General features: G+C 74.6%; 17 protein-coding genes and 1 tRNA gene. 8 read left to right on the forward strand and 10 right to left on the reverse strand.

Going from position 1 to position 16,450, the window contains the following annotated elements:
- Positions 1 to 53 precede the first annotated feature (53 nt).
- Positions 54 to 1,685, forward strand: a complete 1,632-nt coding sequence (locus IEW03_RS01820; protein ID WP_188521924.1) for an AlkA N-terminal domain-containing protein — start codon at positions 54 to 56, stop codon at positions 1,683 to 1,685.
- Positions 1,682 to 2,239, forward strand: a complete 558-nt coding sequence (locus tag IEW03_RS01825) for a methylated-DNA--[protein]-cysteine S-methyltransferase (RefSeq protein WP_188521925.1) — start codon at positions 1,682 to 1,684, stop codon at positions 2,237 to 2,239. The genes IEW03_RS01820 and IEW03_RS01825 overlap by 4 nt, the downstream gene beginning before the upstream one ends.
- A gap of 30 nt (positions 2,240 to 2,269) precedes the next feature.
- Here IEW03_RS01825 and IEW03_RS01830 read toward each other — a convergent pair whose 3' ends face one another.
- The 9 genes from IEW03_RS01830 to dcd all read right to left on the reverse strand — a co-directional run bounded on the left by IEW03_RS01830 (position 2,270) and on the right by dcd (position 11,836).
- Positions 2,270 to 3,283: a cation diffusion facilitator family transporter gene (locus IEW03_RS01830; protein ID WP_188521926.1), complete on the reverse strand. Its 1,014-nt coding sequence runs from the start codon at positions 3,281 to 3,283 to the stop codon at positions 2,270 to 2,272.
- Positions 3,284 to 3,366: 83 nt separating this feature from the next.
- Positions 3,367 to 3,738 (reverse strand): monovalent cation/H(+) antiporter subunit G, encoded by a 372-nt coding sequence (gene mnhG, locus IEW03_RS01835; RefSeq protein WP_188521927.1) that lies wholly within the window; start codon positions 3,736 to 3,738, stop codon positions 3,367 to 3,369.
- Positions 3,735 to 4,139, reverse strand: a complete 405-nt coding sequence (locus IEW03_RS01840) for an MrpF/PhaF family protein (protein WP_188521928.1) — start codon at positions 4,137 to 4,139, stop codon at positions 3,735 to 3,737. Before IEW03_RS01840 ends, mnhG begins: the two co-directional genes overlap by 4 nt.
- A complete protein-coding gene (locus tag IEW03_RS01845) occupies positions 4,139 to 4,747 on the reverse strand; it encodes a Na+/H+ antiporter subunit E (protein WP_188521929.1) in 609 nt (202 codons plus the stop codon). Before IEW03_RS01845 ends, IEW03_RS01840 begins: the two co-directional genes overlap by 1 nt.
- Positions 4,744 to 6,381, reverse strand: coding sequence for a Na+/H+ antiporter subunit D (locus IEW03_RS01850; RefSeq protein WP_188521930.1), 1,638 nt, complete (start codon positions 6,379 to 6,381; stop codon positions 4,744 to 4,746). Before IEW03_RS01850 ends, IEW03_RS01845 begins: the two co-directional genes overlap by 4 nt.
- A complete protein-coding gene (locus tag IEW03_RS01855) occupies positions 6,378 to 6,923 on the reverse strand; it encodes a Na(+)/H(+) antiporter subunit C (RefSeq protein ID WP_188521931.1) in 546 nt (181 codons plus the stop codon). Before IEW03_RS01855 ends, IEW03_RS01850 begins: the two co-directional genes overlap by 4 nt.
- Positions 6,920 to 9,871, reverse strand: a complete 2,952-nt coding sequence (locus IEW03_RS01860; protein ID WP_188521932.1) for a Na+/H+ antiporter subunit A — start codon at positions 9,869 to 9,871, stop codon at positions 6,920 to 6,922. The genes IEW03_RS01855 and IEW03_RS01860 overlap by 4 nt, the downstream gene beginning before the upstream one ends.
- 146 nt (positions 9,872 to 10,017) lie before the next feature.
- Positions 10,018 to 11,136: a hypothetical protein gene (locus tag IEW03_RS01865; protein ID WP_188521933.1), complete on the reverse strand. Its 1,119-nt coding sequence runs from the start codon at positions 11,134 to 11,136 to the stop codon at positions 10,018 to 10,020.
- 124 nt (positions 11,137 to 11,260) lie between these two features.
- Complete coding sequence (dcd, locus tag IEW03_RS01870) at positions 11,261 to 11,836, reverse strand: dCTP deaminase (protein WP_188521934.1); 576 nt, start codon at positions 11,834 to 11,836, stop codon at positions 11,261 to 11,263.
- Between the two features lie 106 nt (positions 11,837 to 11,942).
- Here dcd and IEW03_RS01875 point away from each other — a divergent pair, with 106 nt between their 5' ends.
- The 6 genes from IEW03_RS01875 to IEW03_RS01900 all read left to right on the forward strand — a co-directional run bounded on the left by IEW03_RS01875 (position 11,943) and on the right by IEW03_RS01900 (position 15,390).
- A complete protein-coding gene (locus IEW03_RS01875; RefSeq protein WP_188521935.1) occupies positions 11,943 to 12,461 on the forward strand; it encodes a universal stress protein in 519 nt (172 codons plus the stop codon).
- Positions 12,461 to 12,970 carry a fluoride efflux transporter FluC gene (locus IEW03_RS01880; protein WP_188521936.1) on the forward strand — a complete coding sequence of 170 codons (510 nt, stop codon included), beginning with the start codon at positions 12,461 to 12,463 and terminating at the stop codon, positions 12,968 to 12,970. The genes IEW03_RS01875 and IEW03_RS01880 overlap by 1 nt, the downstream gene beginning before the upstream one ends.
- On the forward strand, positions 12,967 to 13,344 hold the full coding sequence (gene crcB, locus IEW03_RS01885; protein WP_188521937.1) for a fluoride efflux transporter CrcB: 378 nt from the start codon (positions 12,967 to 12,969) through the stop codon (positions 13,342 to 13,344). Before IEW03_RS01880 ends, crcB begins: the two co-directional genes overlap by 4 nt.
- A gap of 69 nt (positions 13,345 to 13,413) precedes the next feature.
- A tRNA-Gly gene (locus IEW03_RS01890) sits at positions 13,414 to 13,487 on the forward strand.
- A 142-nt stretch (positions 13,488 to 13,629) separates the two neighbouring features.
- Entirely contained in the window at positions 13,630 to 14,889 is a 1,260-nt protein-coding gene (locus IEW03_RS01895; protein ID WP_188521938.1) for an MFS transporter, read from the forward strand.
- Positions 14,890 to 14,898: 9 nt separating this feature from the next.
- Positions 14,899 to 15,390: a nitroreductase family deazaflavin-dependent oxidoreductase gene (locus tag IEW03_RS01900; RefSeq protein WP_188521939.1), complete on the forward strand. Its 492-nt coding sequence runs from the start codon at positions 14,899 to 14,901 to the stop codon at positions 15,388 to 15,390.
- Between the two features lie 7 nt (positions 15,391 to 15,397).
- On the opposite strand, the gene IEW03_RS01905 is transcribed toward IEW03_RS01900, so the two are convergent.
- Positions 15,398 to 16,432, reverse strand: coding sequence for a pirin family protein (locus tag IEW03_RS01905; protein ID WP_188521940.1), 1,035 nt, complete (start codon positions 16,430 to 16,432; stop codon positions 15,398 to 15,400).
- Positions 16,433 to 16,450 lie beyond the last annotated feature (18 nt).

A 16,450-nucleotide genomic window follows, 5' to 3' on the forward strand; every position in this document is an offset into this window, starting at 1 on the left:
GTCGTGTCCGAATCCCGCTAGCCACCGCCCGGTGCGCGGGTGAGGATGGCGGCATGGCAGTTCTCGACGACCCGCAGCCGGCGCCCGCGTTCGCCCAGCGGTACCGCGCCATCGCCGCGCGCGACCCCCGCTTCGACGGCCAGTTCTACACGGCCGTGCGCACCACCGGGATCTACTGCCGCCCGTCGTGCCCGGCCCGTACCCCCAAGCCGGAGAACGTCACGTTCTACCTGACGTCGGCCGCCGCGCACGACGCCGGGTACCGCGCGTGCAAGCGGTGCCTGCCCGAGGCGGCCCCCGGCACGCCGGAGTGGGACCTGCGGCACGACGTCGCCGCCCGCGCGATGCGGCTCATCACGGACGGCGTCGTGGACCGCGACGGCGTGGAAGGCCTCGCCGCCCGCCTGGGCTACAGCGCGCGGCAGGTGCACCGGCTGCTCACCGCCGAGCTCGGCGCCGGCCCGATCGCCCTCGCCCGCGCCCAGCGTGCGCAGACGGCGCGGGCGTTGGTCGTCGGCACGGACCTCCCGCTGGCCGACGTCGCGTTCGCGGCGGGCTTCGGCTCGATCCGGCAGTTCAACGACACCGTGGCGGAGGTCTTCGACGTCACCCCCAGCGCGCTGCGCGCCCGCGCCCGCCGCGGTCGCGGGCCCCGGAACCGCCCGGCCCTGGTCTCCCCGCACGGGGCCCCTGCCGTCCCGGGGCCCGACAGCGGCACGGCTCCCGTGCCGGGAGGCGCGGCCTGCGTCGCCCGCGTGCGGCTCGCGCTGGAGCTGCCGGTGCGCGAGCCGTTCGACGCCCGCGGCGTCGTCGGCTTCCTCGCCGCCCGCGCCGTCGACGGCGTCGAGACCGCCACCCTGGCCGGCCCGGACGTGCGGTACGCGCGCACCCTCACGCTGCCCCACGGGCCCGGCGCGGCGGAGGTCTCCGCCGGGCCGGGCGTCGGCCCCGGGCGCGTCGCGGTGCGCCTCGAGCTCGCCACGGCCGCGGACGTCCCGGTGGCGGTCGCCCGGCTGCGGCGGCTCCTCGACCTGGACGCCGACCCGGTCGCCGTCGACACCGCGCTCGGCGACGACCCGGCGCTCGCCCCGCTCGTCGCGGCGATGCCCGGCATCCGCGTCCCCGGCGCCGTCGACCCGCACGAGCTCGTCGTGCGGGCGATCGTCGGCCAACAGATCAGCGTCGCCGCCGCCCGCACCCACCTCGGGCGCCTGGCCGCCGCCGTCGGCACGGCCTACGACTCCGGCATCGACGGGCTGACCCGCCTGTTCCCGACGGCGGCCCAGGTCGCGGGCGGCGCCGAGCAGCTGCGCCTGCCTGCCCGCTCCCGCGCCGCGGTGGCCGGCACCGCACGGGCGCTGGCCGACGGCGACCTGGTGGTCGACGTCGGCGCGGACGCCGGCGCCCTGCGCGATGCCCTGGTCGCCCGGCCGGGCATCGGGCCCTGGACCGCGGCGTACGTCGCGATGCGGGTGCTCGGCGACCCCGACGCCTGGCTCGACGGCGACGTCGCCCTGCTCGCCGGCGCGCAGGCCGCCGGCATCACCCTCCCCGACGCCGGGCGTGCGGCCCGGTCGTCCGCCCTGCGCTCCCGTGCCGCGCGCTGGGCGCCGTGGCGCTCGTACGCCGCGGTGCACCTGTGGCGTCACGCCCTGCCGACCGACCGACCGAAGGAGACCCGATGAGCACCGTGACCGACCCCACGACCGCCACCAGCACCAGGACCGCCACCAGCACGACGACCGACACCCCCGACGGGCCGTTCACGGTCGTCGTCGCGGCGGACGGCGCCGTGCTCGCCTCGGGCTGGACGGACGACGTCGCGTCGCTGGTCGCGCTCACCCACCCCGACGTCCGGCCGGCGGAGGTCGTCGCGACGGGCGCCGACGACCCGGTCGTCGCACCGGCCGTGGCGGCGGTGCACGCCTACTACGCCGGCGACGTGCACGCGATCGACGCGGTCCCCGTGCGCCAGTCGTCCGGCCCGTACCGGTCGCACGCGTGGGACGTGCTGCGCACGGTCGAGGCCGGCGACCCGGTGACGTACACCCGCTACGCGGAGCTGTCGGGCCGGCCGGCGGCGGTGCGCGCCGCCGCTGGCGCGTGCGCGATGAACGCGGCCGCGCTGTTCGTGCCGTGCCACCGTGTGCTGCGCACCGACGGTGGCCTCGGCGGTTTCCGGTACGGCGTCGAGGTGAAGCGACGCCTGCTGGACCACGAGGCAAGGCACGCCGGCTGACCCCCGCCGAGGGCAGGAGATCGGCGCGGGTCAGCCTGCGGCGGGCCGCAGCGACGGCTCCTCGGGCACGGAGACGGTGAACACCGCGCCGGCGACGGCGGGCGAGCGGACCGCCGCGCGCTCCAGCTCGTCGAGCCGCCGGGCCACCGACTCCTCCCGCTCGTTGCCCCGCAGGTCCACGCTGGCCACCAGGTAGAGCGACCGCGGCCCCACGTACTCCAGCCGCAGGTACGTCACGCGCTCCACCTGCGGCATCTCCAGCAGGTGCGCGAGGACGGCGTCGCGCGTGCCGGGCAGCGCCGCCTCGCCCACGAGGAACCGCCGGTTGCGGTCCACCAGCACCAGCGACACCACGGCCAGCACGACGCCCACCACGATCGAGCCGACCGCGTCGGGCACGGGCGACCCGGTGAGCTGGTGGGCCAGCACCCCGCCGAACGCGACCACGAGGCCGACGAGCGCCGCGGCGTCCTCGGCGAACACGGCGCGCAGCGTCGGGTCGGAGGTAACGAGCACGTGGTGCAGTACCTCCCGCTCCACCTTCTTCGCCTCCGCGCGGGCCTGCCGGGTCGCCTGCAGGAACGAGATCCCCTCGAGCACGAAGGCCGCGCCCAGCACCGCGTACGCGATCCCGAAGTCGCTGGCCGGCTCGGGGTGCACGAGCTCCTGGATGCCGTGCGTGATCGACACGCCCGCGCCGACCGCGAACAGCCCGATCGCCGCGAACATCGACCACACGTAGGCCTCGCGCCCGAAGCCCAGCGGGTGCTCCGCGTCCGCGGCACGGCGCGACCGCCGGTCGGCGATCAGCAGGAACACCTCGTTGCCCGTGTCCGCCCACGAGTGCACCGCCTCGGCGAGCATGGAGGCCGAGCCGGTGAGGACGGCGGCCGCCGACTTCGCCACCGCCACGAGCGCGTTCGCGACGAAGGCGATGACGACGGTCAGCGTGCTCTCGCCCGTGGCCCCGGTCTGCGCGACCCGCGGGCTGGCGGACTCCGCGACACCTCGTGACGGGTCGAGGTCGCTGTCGTCGCCGGTCATGGTGCCGGTCTACCAGCCGCCCGCCCGCGGCGCGCGGCGGCGCCAGCCTCCCGGGCCCGGGCCTGTCGAGCCGGCGGACGGGGTCAGTGCGGGTCGTCGGTGCTGCTCGGGTCCATCTCGTTGGGCTGCAGCTCCGTCTCGTCGACCTTGCCGGTACGGAAGCCCGCCCGGCTGACGAGGTGTGCCCCGACCGGCGCCGTCGCGAGCTGGAAGATGACGACCAGCACGAGCATCGCGACCGCCGACCAGTTCCGCACGCGCAGGGCGAGCGCCGTGAGGCCGAGGATGAGCCCGAGCACCTGCGGCTTCGTCACCGCGTGCATCCGCGCCAGGAGCGAGGGGAAGCGCAGCGTGCCGACACCCGCCGCGAACGTGAGGAACGCCCCCGCGAGCAGGCACACCGCCGCGACGGTGTCGGCCACCGTCGTCCAGAACCCGGCGTCGACGTCGGTCATGACCTGTTCCTCCGCTCGCGCCGGTCGCCGTCGGCCTCGTCCGACTCACCGGGGTGGTCGCCGCCGAACTGCTCCCCCCGGGGCACGTCGGCGGCGCGCGCCTGGGCTGCGACCTCCTCCGGCGAGCGCACCTCGCCGTCGCCGTCGGGCTCGCGCGCGACGAAGCGAGAGATGACGACCGACCCGACGAAGCCCACCAGGGACAGGGCGACGAGGATGGGGATGGTCTCCGTGCGCCGCGACCAGGCCGCCTCGATCGCGATCGCGCCGACCAGGCTCGCCGTCAGCAGGTCGAGCCCCAGGGCGCGGTCCAGCATGGACGGCCCTTTCTCGATGCGCCGGAGCGCGAGCAGCGCCGCCGACACGACGAGCACCGCGGCGACCACGACCACGACCGCCATCAGCCCTCCCCCTCCGTCGTCCGGACCGTGTCCACGACCGACCGGCCGTCGGGCATGCCGCAGCGGGCGAGCACCTCGTCCGAGGCGAGGGCGCGCAGCACACGCGCCTCGAGCGCGAGGATGTCACGACGCACCCCGTCCAGGCCGCCGGACGCCTCGATGTCGAGCACGTGCAGGAACAGGATCCCGGCGTCCCGCCGCGTCTCGATCACCAGCGAGCCCGGCACCAGCGTGGACAGGACCGCCGTCAGCGTGAGGTAGACGTCCTGTGCGTTGCGCAGCCGCACCTGCACGACCGCCCCGTGGGGCGCCGGGCCGGGGCGCAGCGCCACCCACGCGACCTTGAACGACGCGACCACGAGGTCGGACAGGAACCTCCCCGCCAGGTTCAGGAACGGGACCAGGCGGAACCGGCCGTCGGACACGATCGGCGGCAGCGGGAAGACGACGACGAGGAACACGGCCAGCGCCAGCCCGGCGAGGACGTTCGCCCACGACAGGTCGCCCCACAGCAGCACCCAGATGACGGTGAGGACGACGAGGGCGGGCCACTGCGCGCTCAGCAGGCGCACGCGGCGCGCTGCCCGTCGGCGGGGGTGCAGGCTCACGGCGCCTCACCTCCGGGCTCGCCGGCCGACTTCCCGCCGGACTCCCCCACGATCTCGGCCGACTCGCCGGTGCCGCGTTCCGACCCGCCCGGGAAGACGGCGTCGACGTACGAGTGCCCGTCCATCGACGCGCTCGCGGCCCGCTCGGCGTACCCGTACAGCGGCCCGGCCGCGACGGTGAGCAGGAGCCCGAACGCGACGAGGGCGCCGGTGGGCCAGACCATGCCGCGCGGGAGCGGCACGTGCGGCTCGATCTCGGGCGGCGCGGTCTGCCAGAACGCCTTGTTCCACGCCTTGACGACCGCGTAGAGGGTGAGGAGCGACGTCACGACCGAGCCGACGACGAGCGCCCACGCGAGGCCGGACCCGTTGGTCACGCCCTCGGTGAGCAGCCCCACCTTGCCGAGGAACCCGGACATCGGCGGGATGCCGGCGAGGTTGAGCGCCGGCACGAAGAACAGCAGGGCCAGGCCCGGGGCCAGCTTGGCGAGGCCGCCGAGCTTGTCGAGCGACGTCGACCCGCCCCTCCACTCGACGAGCCCCACGACGAGGAACAGCGCCGTCTGGACGGAGATGTGGTGCACGACGTAGTAGATCGCGGCCGCGGTGCCCGCCTCGGAGGCGAGCGCGACGCCGAAGATCATGAAGCCGATGTGGCTCACCAGGGTGAACGACAGCAGACGTTTGACGTCGTTCTGGGCCACGGCGCCGAGGATCCCGATGACCATCGTCAGCAGCGCGAGCACGAGGAGCACCTGGTCGACCGTCTCGTCGACCGGGAACAGGAGGGTCTGCACGCGCAGGATCGCGTAGACGCCCACCTTGGTGAGCAGCCCGGCGAACACGGCGGTGACCGGTGCGGGCGCCGTCGGGTACGAGTCCGGCAGCCAGGCCGACAGCGGGAAGATCGCCGCCTTGATGCCGAACGCCAGGAGCAGCAGCAGCTGCAGCGCGAGGCGCACGGTCGGGTCGATCTCGGGCAGCCGCATCGCGAGCTGCGCCATGTTCACCGTGCCGGTGGCCGCATAGACCAGGCCGATCGCCGACAGGATGAGCAGCGACGACATCAGGGCGACGATCACGTACACCGACCCGGCGCGGATCCGTTCCGCGGTGCCGCCGAGGGTCAGGAGCACGGAGGACGCGGCGAGCAGGATCTCGAAGCCCACGTAGAGGTTGAACAGGTCGCCCGACAGGAACGCGTTGGCGACGCCGGCCGACAGGACGAGGAACGTGGGGTGGAAGATCGCGACGGGGATGGCGTCGCCCACGCGGCCCGGCTTCTCGTCCCCGGTGTCCCCCTCGGGCACGCCCTGGCCCAGGGAGTACAGGAGCACGCACAGCAGCATCACGCCGCTGACGGTGAGCATGAGCGCCGAGAGCCGGTCGGCCACCAGGTCGATGCCGACCGGGGCCGCCCACCCGCCGACGTCGACCACGATCGGGCCCGAGTCCGCCGCCACGACCAGCGCCGCCGACGCGGCCGTGGTCGCGGCCAGCGCCGTGACGCTGATGACGCGCTGGGCGGTGGCGAAGCGGTGCAGCGCCAGCGTCAGGCCCGCCGCGAACAGGGGCAGCAGGACGGGCAGCGGGACGAGCGTCGCGACGCTCCACAGGGGCTCGGCACCGGTCATCGCGGCCCCTCCTTCGTGTCCTTCGTGGGCCGCGGGGCCCGCTCGTCCTTCGGGGGCCTCTCGTCGTCCTCGTCGCCTGCGACCTCGTCGAAGACCTCGGCGGCCTCCTCGTCGAGGGTCTCGCCGGTCTCGACGTCGTCGGCGTCCTCGAACGCCGGGGCGTTGATCGCCGCGTGCCGCGCGACGCGGCGGTCCTCGACGTCGTCGGCGACCTCGTCGTGGCCGTTCAGCTGCCACGACCGGTAGGCCATCGCGAGGACGAACGAGGTCAGCGCGAGGGTGATGACGATCGAGGTGAGCACCATGGCCTGCGCGAGCGGGTCGCTCATCCGCACCGAGGGCGGGGCGTTGCCCACGATCGGCGACGCGCCCGCCCGCCCGCCGGCGACCAGCAGCATGAGGTTGATGCCGTTGCCGACGAGGACGAAGCCGAGCAGCACCCGGGTGAGGGGACGCTCGAGCATCAGGTAGATGCCGCTGGCCCACAGGACGCCGACGGCCAGCACCAGCACCGCGGAGGGCGTGTTCTCCAGGACGGTCATCGCACGCCCTCCCGGACCTCGAGGGTGGGGGCCGGCGTCGCGTCGCCCTGCCGGTCGATCTCGGCGCCGAAGGTGCGCAGCACGTCCAGCACGAGGCCGACCACGACGAGCATCACGCCGATGTCGAAGAAGAGGGACGTCACCAGGTGCACGTGGCCGATCACCGGGAGGGAGAAGTCCACGATGAAGCTCTCCAGGACCTCCTGCCCGGACAGCAGCGCGGCCAGCCCGACGCCGGCCGACAGGAACAGCCCGGTGCCGAGCAGGATGCCCGGCGCCACGGGCAGCGCTTCGCCGAGCTCGTAGCGCCCGCCGGCGAGGTACCGCACGGCCAGCGCAATCCCGACGACGAGCCCGGCGGCGAACCCGCCGCCCGGCGCGTTGTGGCCGCTGAACAGGAGGTACAGGGCGAACAGGACCATCGCGTGGAAGATCACCCGCGTGACGACCTCGAACATCACCGAGCGGCGCTCCGGGGCGAGCGTGCCACCGGCGGCGAGCCAGACGCTGCGGCGGTGGGTGTCCGGGACCTCGACGTCGGCGGCGCGGGACAGCCGCAGCACCTCGCCGCTGCGGTGGCGCAGGAACACCAGCGACGCGACGCCGGTCGCGGCGACGAGCAGCACCGAGATCTCGCCGACCGTGTCCCAGGCGCGGATGTCGACCAGGGTCACGTTGACGATGTTCTTGCCCCCGCCGTAGGTCACGGCCTCGTCGGGGAAGCTCCCGCTGATCGGCGTGGCGACCCGCGCGAGCGGGGCGGCGACCGTCAGGGCCATCATCACCAGGCCGCTCGCGACGGCGAGGGCGAGCCGGCCCCAGCGGCTCGCCCTCAGCGGGCGGTCCGTGAAGTACGGGGGCAGGCGGCGCAGCACCAGGACGAGCACGACCAGCGTCACCGTCTCGCACAGCACCTGGGTGAGCGCGAGGTCGGGGGCCCCGTGCAGGAGGAAGAGCGCGGCGTTGGCGTAGCCCGCGACGCCGACGAGCACCACGGCCTTGAGGCGCCGGCGCGCGCGGGCGGCGAGGACCGAGGCGATCACGACGATGGCGACGATGGCGGCCTGCGCGGGCTCGTCCCACGGCACGACCTCGACGGGGACGGTGGTGCCGCGCAGCACCCCGCTGGCGATCACCGTGCCGGGGGCCACGGCCAGGACGACGAGGATGATGCTGAGGTACACGGGCAGCGAGCCGCGCTGCGTCGCGGCGGTCACGTCGGCCGCGACCTCGTCGAGGCGGCGCATCGTGCGGCGGTAGGCGAGGTCGGCGCCCTCGGGCGACCACAGGGCGTCCTGCCACCGCTCGACCCGCGCACGCTGGACGAACATCAGCGCGCCGACCGCCAGCACCACGAGGGTGATGGCGAGCACCGGCGTGAACCCGCCCCACAGGACCAGGTGCCCGGGCTCGCCCGAGGGGTACGTGTCCGCGTGCGGGGCGAGCAGCCGGTCGCCGGTGGCCGGGGCGAGGGCCACCAGCAGCCCGAGCACCGCGAGGACGAGCGGCGGCGCGACGAGGAGCCACGGCTGGCGCCGCACGGCGGTCGGCTCGGCGATCCGGTCGGCGTCCGGGGCGGTCGCCGCCGCGCCCTTCGCCGCCGCGCCCGTCGACCCCGTGCCCGCCGACTCCGTGGCCGGGCGCCGCTTGGTGCCGAAGGCGCCCCAGACGAACCGCAGGCCGTAGGCGACCGTCAGCGCGGAGCCGACCGCGACGGCGACGAGCGCCACCGTCTCCAGGCCCCCGCCGTGCGTGGCGTCGTGCCAGAGCCCCTCGAGGGCCGCCTCTTTGGCCACGTACCCCGCGAACGGCGGGAAGCCGATCATCGACGCGGTCGCGAGGACGCCTGCGACCGTCGTCACCGGCATGGTGCGCCACAGCCCCGACAGCCGCCTCAGGTCGCGGGTGCCGGTGGCGACGTCGATCCCGCCGACCACGAGGAACAGCGCCGCCTTGAACATCGCGTGCGCCCCCAGCAGCGCCAGTCCCGCGAGGGCGAGCGCCCGCGAGCCGAGGCCGAGCAGCAGGACGATCAGGCCCAGCTGGGAGACCGTGCCGAACGCGAGGACGAGCTTGAGGTCGTGCTGGCGCAGCGCCCGGTAGCCGCCGAGCAGCAGCGTGCCGGCGCCCAGCACCAGCACCAGCCAGCGCCAGACGGGCAGGTCCGCGAGGGCCGGGGCGAACCGGGCGACCAGGTACACCCCCGCTTTGACCATCGCCGCGGCGTGCAGGTACGCGGAGACCGGGGTGGGGGCGGCCATGGCCGCCGGCAGCCAGAAGTGGAACGGGATGAGGGCGGACTTGGTCGCCGCGCCCGCGAGGAGACAGACCGCCGCGACGACGGCCGGGGTGCCCGTCGGCGGGTCGGCGACCACCTCGGACACGAACCAGGTGCCGCTCGACACCCCGAGCACGATCAGCCCGACCAGCATGACGAGGCCGCCGGCCGTCGTCACCACGATCGCCTGCATCGCGGCACGGCGGGACGCCTTGCGGTCCGCGTAGTGGCCGATCAGCAGGTAGGAGAAGACCGTGGTCAGCTCCCAGAAGACGAACAGCATCAGGAGGTCGTCGGCGGTGACGAGACCGACCATCGCCCCGGCGAACGCCGTGAGGACCGCCGCGAACCGGCCCGTGCCCAGGGCGTCACGGGCGAAGTACGCGGAGCAGTACAGCAGCACGAGGGCCCCGACGCCGCCCACGACCAGCAGCATGAGCCACGACAGCGTGTCGAGCCGGAAGTCGATGGACAGCTCGAGGCCCGGCACCCAGGAGGTGCGTGAGACGGGGTAGTCGCCCGCCTGGACACGGGACGTCTGGGCGAGGGCGTAGCCCGCTGCCGCTGCCGGGCCGAGCGCGAGGACCCAGAAGGCCCTCCTGCCCAGCCACGCCACCAGAGCCGGCGCCGCGAGGGCCAGCAGGAAGGTGAGCAGCAGCACTGAGAGCACAGCACTCCGTCCGGTCGAGGGGCGGGGCGAGGGCTTTACTCTATCGTCACGTCGGGGTGGCAATGCCGCGACGGACGTGACGAGTGCCTGTGAACTGCGTCATCGGGCGGGCCGGCGGGCGCCGCGCGCGCCGCCGACGGGCCCGGCTACAGGTCTTCGGGGTCGAGCAGGAAGTCCGCCTCGTCGGCGATCTCGCCACCCGTGGCGGCGTGGATCGCGACCGCCATCTTCCCGACCAGGTCGGCCGCCCGCTTGCGCGCGACGACGTGCGCCGCCTGCGGGAACTCGCGCTGCGACTCGACCAGGTCCGGCGCGTCCCAGCGCACGTGGTAGCAGACGGCGCCCGACGCGGCCCACGGCAGGTCGCGCACGAGCAGCGGCATCCGCTCCTCCCCCAGCACCTCGACGGTGATCGACCCGTCCATCCCGAGGTCGGTCACGAGGCCGTACCCGTCCAGCACCAGCGGGGCCCGCAGCGCCTCGATGTCGAAGTCGTCGGCGCGGGCGTGCAGCTCGCGGCGCACGTCGTCGTCGAGCGGCTCGCCCGGGTAGAGCGGCCGGTCCGCGATCCCTTTCGGCGGCCCCTGGTACGGCTTGCCCTCCATCGCCAGGACGACGCGCGGGTGCACCGCCTGCAGCACGCGGTGCGCCGCCTGGGGGTCGAGCCACACGTCCGAGTAGACCGTCAGGTCGACGGCGACCCCCGGGTCGGGGGTGAGGGTCGTGCCGGTGCCGGGCGCCCGCCGCCCGCCGTCCGCGTCGTCCCACCGGCCCGCGACGTCGAGCCGGACCGTGCCGCCGAGCCGCCTGGCCGCCTGGACCAGCCAGGTGACGACCCGCTCCTCCTCGCGGTTCGGCATGCCGGCCGGGAACGACCGGGCGAGGCCGTCCCGGTCGCCGCCGTACCGGGGCGCGTCGTCCCAGCGCTCGCGCGGGCACACGACGTCGAAGACCATCGTCGTGCCGGCCGGCATCCCGGTGTCGACCTTCTTGCCCTGCGGCGCGTAGGGGCCCGCCAGGGTGCTGTGGCGCGACAGGCGCAGCACGCCCGGCTCGCCGGGGTTCGCCATCCGCCCGACGGGGACCTCCACCCCGGGCAGGTCCGCCGGGACCACGTCCCAGCGGGTGCCGACGAAGCGGGACATCGCCAGCACCTCGATCTCGTCCACGACGACGTCCGCCGGCACCCCCAGCAGGTGGCGCGCCTGGTGCCCTTGCGCCGCTGCGGGCGGCACCGGGGGGAGGTCGGTGGCGGTGGTGGCCATGTGGCGGAGCTCCTTCCGGGACAGGGGCGGACGCCCCCGGCCGCTGGCGCGGCGGGACCGAGCGTAGCGACGTCGGCCCCCGTCCCGGAACGCCCCGCGAGAAGCGTCCGGCCCCGGCGGCATCTCAGAGCCCGGTCTGGTGGAAGGACTGCCAGGAACGGCTGGCCGTCGGACCGCGCTGCCCCTGGTAGCGCGACCCGTAGGCCTGCGAGCCGTACGGGTGCTCGGCCGGCGAGGAGAGCCGGAAGAAGCACAGCTGCCCGATCTTCATCCCGGGCCACAGCGTGATCGGCAGCGTCGCGACGTTGCTCAGCTCGAGCGTCACGTGGCCCGAGAAGCCGGGGTCGATGAAGCCGGCCGTGCTGTGCGTGAGCAGCCCCAGCCGCCCGAGCGACGACTTGCCCTCCAGGCGCGCGGCGACGTCGTCGGGCAGCGTCACGCCCTCGAACGTGGACCCCAGCACGAACTCGCCCGGGTGCAGGACGAACGGCTCGTCCGGCGCGACCTCGACGAGCCGCGTCAGGTCGGGCTGCTCCTGGGCGGGGTCGATGAACGGGTACTTGTGGTTGTCGAACAGCCGGAAGTACCGGTCGAGGCGGACGTCGATGCTGGAGGGCTGGAGCATCGACGGGTCCAGCGGGTCGAGGACGACCCGCCCGGCGTCGAGCTCGGCCCGGATGTCACGGTCGGAGAGCAGCACGGAGCAACGGTAACGGGCGTGCCGCGCCGACGGTGCCCGACGGGGCCTGGCAGGGCCCGGCGGGGCCTGGCGGGAGGACGGGACGGAAGCGTCCTACGCTCGAGCCATGGGAGACGACGGCGGGTCGGGCCGGCAGCCGGTCGTCCTCGGCGTCGCCCCGGGGCAGCCCGACCACGTCCTGAGTGACGCGGCACGCTTCGCGAGGCAGTTCGGCGCCGAGCTGGTCTGCGCGTACGTGGACGCGGACCGGTTCGTGGTGTCGGAGGACGCGGACGGGCGGACGACCACGTCCCCGATCGACCCGGACCTCGACGACCCCGGCCAGGAGGAGCTCGAGCCGGCGCTCGCGGAGCACCTCGCCTCGGTGCTCGGCCCGAGCGGCGTGCGGTGGAGCACCCGGCTGCTGGCGGGCGACACCGCCCAGGCCCTCGGCCACCTCGCGGAGACGGTCGACGCGGCGATGATCGTCGTCGGCGTCCACGGGCGCGGGTTCGCCGCCGGTGTCCAGGAGCTCTTCAACCGGTCGGTCGCGGTGCGCCTCGCGCACCACCAGGACCGTCCCGTGGTGGTGATCCCGGCCCGGTCCTCCGGCGCCGAGCCCCGTCCGCCCTGGACGTCGGCCTGATGGCCGCCGAGACCAGGCCCCGCCACCGGCGCTGGGCCTCGATCGGTGTCGTCGTGGCCGGCGGCGTGCTCGGGACCGCCGGCCGCGAGGGCGTGAACCTCGCGGTGCCGGACGTCGGCGAGCTCCCCGTCGCAGCCCCGGTCGTCAACGTCGTCGGGGCGTTCCTGCTGGGCTACCTCTACGAGGCCGTGACCCGCCGCCTGCCGGGCGACCCGCTCGGGCCCCGCCTCAGGCTGCTCCTCGGGACGGGATTCTGCGGCGGCTTCACGACGTACAGCACGCTGGCGGTCGACACCGCGCTGCTGCTCGACGGCGCACGCGTCGACCTCGCGCTGGCCTACGCCCTGGCGACGGTGGTGATCGGTGCGGTCGCGACCTTCTCCGGCATCGTCGTGGCTACCAGGGTCCACGCGCGCAAGCAGAGCGCCGACCGGAGCGTCGACCGTGCCGCCGAACGTGCCGCCGAACGTGCCGCCGAACGTGCCGCCGAACGGGGGACGGAGCGATGACCCTCGGCGTCTTCCTCCTCCTCGCGGCCGCGGGCGGGGTGGGAGCGGGCGCGCGCTTCCTGGTCGACGGGCTGATCCACGCCAAGATCAGGACCGCGTTCCCGTGGCCTACCGCGATCATCAACATGACCGGGTCGCTGGTGCTGGGCGTCCTCACCGGCCTGGTCGTCAGCAGGCTCGCCTCGACCGACGTCGCCGCGATCGTCGGGACCGGCTTCCTGGGCGGGTACACCACGTTCAGCACCGCGAGCTACGAGGCCGTCCAGCTCGTCAAGCAGAAGCGCTACGGCACGGCGCTCGCCTACTCGGTCGGCATCCTCGTGATGTGCGTCGCGCTGGCCTCCCTCGGCTACCGCTGGGGCGCCGCCCTCTGACACGCGGTTCGAAGCATCCGGCCGTGTTGGGTATGATCGGGGCGCGCACATCGTCTACGGTGCTGCTGCGCGGGTGTAGTTCAATGGTAGAACTTCAGCTTCCCAAGCTGATAGCGCGGGTTCGATTCCCGTCACCCGCTCCACGGCCAGAGCCCAGGTCGGACACCACGTCCGGCCTGGGCTTCGTCGTTCCCTGACACCGATGTGTACGGACGTACCACCGCTCGGTACCCTCGTCCGTGCACCGCCGAGGTGCGCCTCCCCCGTACACCCTGAAAGGCCTTCGTGTACTCGCTCCTCCTGGCGATCATCTACGTCGCCTTCGTCAGCCTCGGGCTCCCGGACTCCCTCGTCGGTGCGGGTTGGCCGGTCATGCACGAGGACCTCGGCGTCCCCGTCGCCTTCGCCGGCCTCCTGACGATGATCATCGCCGGCGGCACGATCCTCTCCAGCCTCGCGTCCGAACGCCTCACGCGCCGCTTCGGTGCCGGCGTCGTCACCGCGGTCAGCGTCGGGCTGACCGCGGCCGCCCTCGTGGGGTTCTCCGTCTCCGGCTCGTTCTGGCTGCTGTGCCTGTGGGCCGTCCCGTACGGGCTGGGCGCGGGTGCGGTCGACGCGGCCCTCAACAACTACGTGGCCCTGCACTACGCCGCGCGCCACATGAACTGGCTGCACAGCTTCTGGGGCGTCGGCGCCTCGATCAGCCCGTTCATCATGAGCTACGCCATCACCTCCGGCCTGGGCTGGTCCAGCGCGTACCAGATCGTCGGGATCACCCAGGCCGTGCTCACGGTCGCGCTGGTCGTCAGCCTGCCGCTGTGGGGGAAGGTCCATCCGGTCCGCCCCGCCTACGCCGGTGGGGCAGGCGGGGCCGGTGGGCCCGATAGGGCCCGTGAGGCGCACGAGGCCGAGCACGAACCCTCGGCGGCCGGCGCCCACGTCCCGCTCGCCCAGGCCCTGCGGATCCCCGGCGTGACGCTGGTCCTGGCGGCCTTCTTCGCCTACTGCGCGCTCGAGAGCACCTCGATCCTGTGGGCGTCGACGTACCTGGTCACCGACCGCGGCGTCACCCCCGCCACGGCTGCCGCGTTCGGGTCGCTCTTCCTGCTGGGCATCACGGGCGGACGGTTCCTGGCCGGCTTCTTCGCCGACCGCGTCGGGGACAAGCATCTGATCCGCGGCGGCTTCGTGACGGTCGGCGTCGGCGTCCTGATGATCGCGGTCCCCGTGGGGACCGACGTGCTCGCGCTGGCCGGGCTCGTCGTCGCCGGGCTCGGGTCCGCGCCCGTCTACCCCGCGATCATCCACTCCACCCCGGTCAACTTCGGCCGCCGGAGCTCGCAGGCGATCATCGGGATCCAGATGGCCGCGGCCTACACCGGCTCCACCCTCGCGCCGCCGCTGTTCGGCGCGCTCTCGACGTGGGCAGGGACCTGGGTCTTCCCGCTGTTCCTCGCCGTGCTGGTGGTGCTGGGACTGGTCATGTCCGAGCGGCTCAACCGGCTCGTCGCGCGCCGCGCCGCCGCCCCGGTGCAGCGCCGGTAGCGTCGGCCCATGGACCTGGTCTCCCGCGCGCTGCACACCCGCTGGTTCGTCCGCTCGCCGATCTGGCTGTACCGGCACGGCCTGGGCGCGCTCCTCGGCGACCGGCTGCTCATGCTGACCCACCGCGGGCGCTCCAGCGGCGAGCCCCGGTACGTGGTGCTCGAGGTGTCCGGCCGGCCGGCCCCGGACCGGATCGTCGTGGTCGCCGGGCTCGGGCCGCGCTCCCAGTGGTTCCGGAACGTCCAGGCCGACCCCCGCGTGCTCGTCTCGATCGGCCGGCTGCGCGACGTCCGGGCGCGGGCCACGACCATGTCGCCCGACGACGGGGCCGCCGAGCTGCGGGCCTACACGTCCCAGCACCCCGCGGCGTGGGACCGGCTGCGGGGCGTGCTCACGGCCTGGGCGGAGCCGCTCGCCCGCGAACGGGGGGAGGACGACTGGCTGCGGGTCGTGCCCGTCGTCGAGCTGCAGCTCCTCCCCGGCGAGGCGGCGGCCGGCTGAGGAGCCGTCAGGCCGGTCGCGAGCGGGGCCGCAGGCGCACGTCGGGCAGGGCGGGCGCGCGCAGCGGACCGTCGTCGTACCCGTGCACCTGGCCGAAGCGCCGGTCGGCGGCACCGGCCGCGTAGGCCGTGCGGTCGCCGCCGCCGCCGTCGGCCACCTGGGCCATCCAGTCGGCACGGGCCGCCACGATCTCCTCGTGGGTGCGGCCGACGAAGTTCCACCACATGACGACGTCCTCGTCGAACGGCTCGCCGCCGATGAGGACGGCGCGCGCGGGCGCGTCGCCCGCCGTCACGACCAGGCGGTCCGGTCCGGGCGCGACGTAACCGAGGGCCGCCGGCGGGACGACGTCGCCGGCGAGGGTGACGTCGCCCGTGTCGACCAGGAGCGCGTGCTCGAACCCGGGGTCCACGCCGAGCTCGACTCGCCCGCCCGGGGGCAGGTCGACCTGGGCCCCGACGAGCGGGCTGTACGTCGTGGCCGGGGACGTGAGCGTCGCGCCTGCCACGTCGAGCGACCCCATGAACACCTGCACCCGCGCCCCGTCGACCTCGGCGACGGGCAGGTCCCCGTGGTGCTCGAAGTGCGGTGCCACGTCCTTGTGCGCAGCCGGCAGCACGGTCCACAGCTGGACGCCGTGCAGGGTGGGCGTGCGGTCGCGGGCGGGCGACTCCTCGGAGTGCGAGATCCCGACGCCCGCCGTCATGAGGTTGAGCTCCCCCGGCCGGACGGTGACGAGGGAACCCACCGAGTCGCGGTGCACGATGTCGCCCTCGAAGAGCCAGGAGACCGTCTGGAGCCCGATGTGCGGGTGCGGCGGCACCTGCATGCCCGCCGAGCGGGAGACGTCGTCGGGCCCGTAGTGGTCGCAGAAGCACCAGGCGCCGACGAGGGACCGCTGCCGCTGCGGGATGGTGCGGCGCACGTTCATCGCGCGCGGTCCCCCGAGCGGCACGTCGCGCGCGGTGAGGAGCTCGACGCCTGCGGGCCGCTCACCGGCGGTGCAGGTGCGCTCGACCGGGCGGGTCTCGAGGTTGCTCATGGGGGCGAGCGTCTCATG

The sequence above is a fragment of the Isoptericola cucumis genome (assembly GCF_014635665.1).
Lineage (GTDB): Bacteria > Actinomycetota > Actinomycetes > Actinomycetales > Cellulomonadaceae > Isoptericola > Isoptericola cucumis.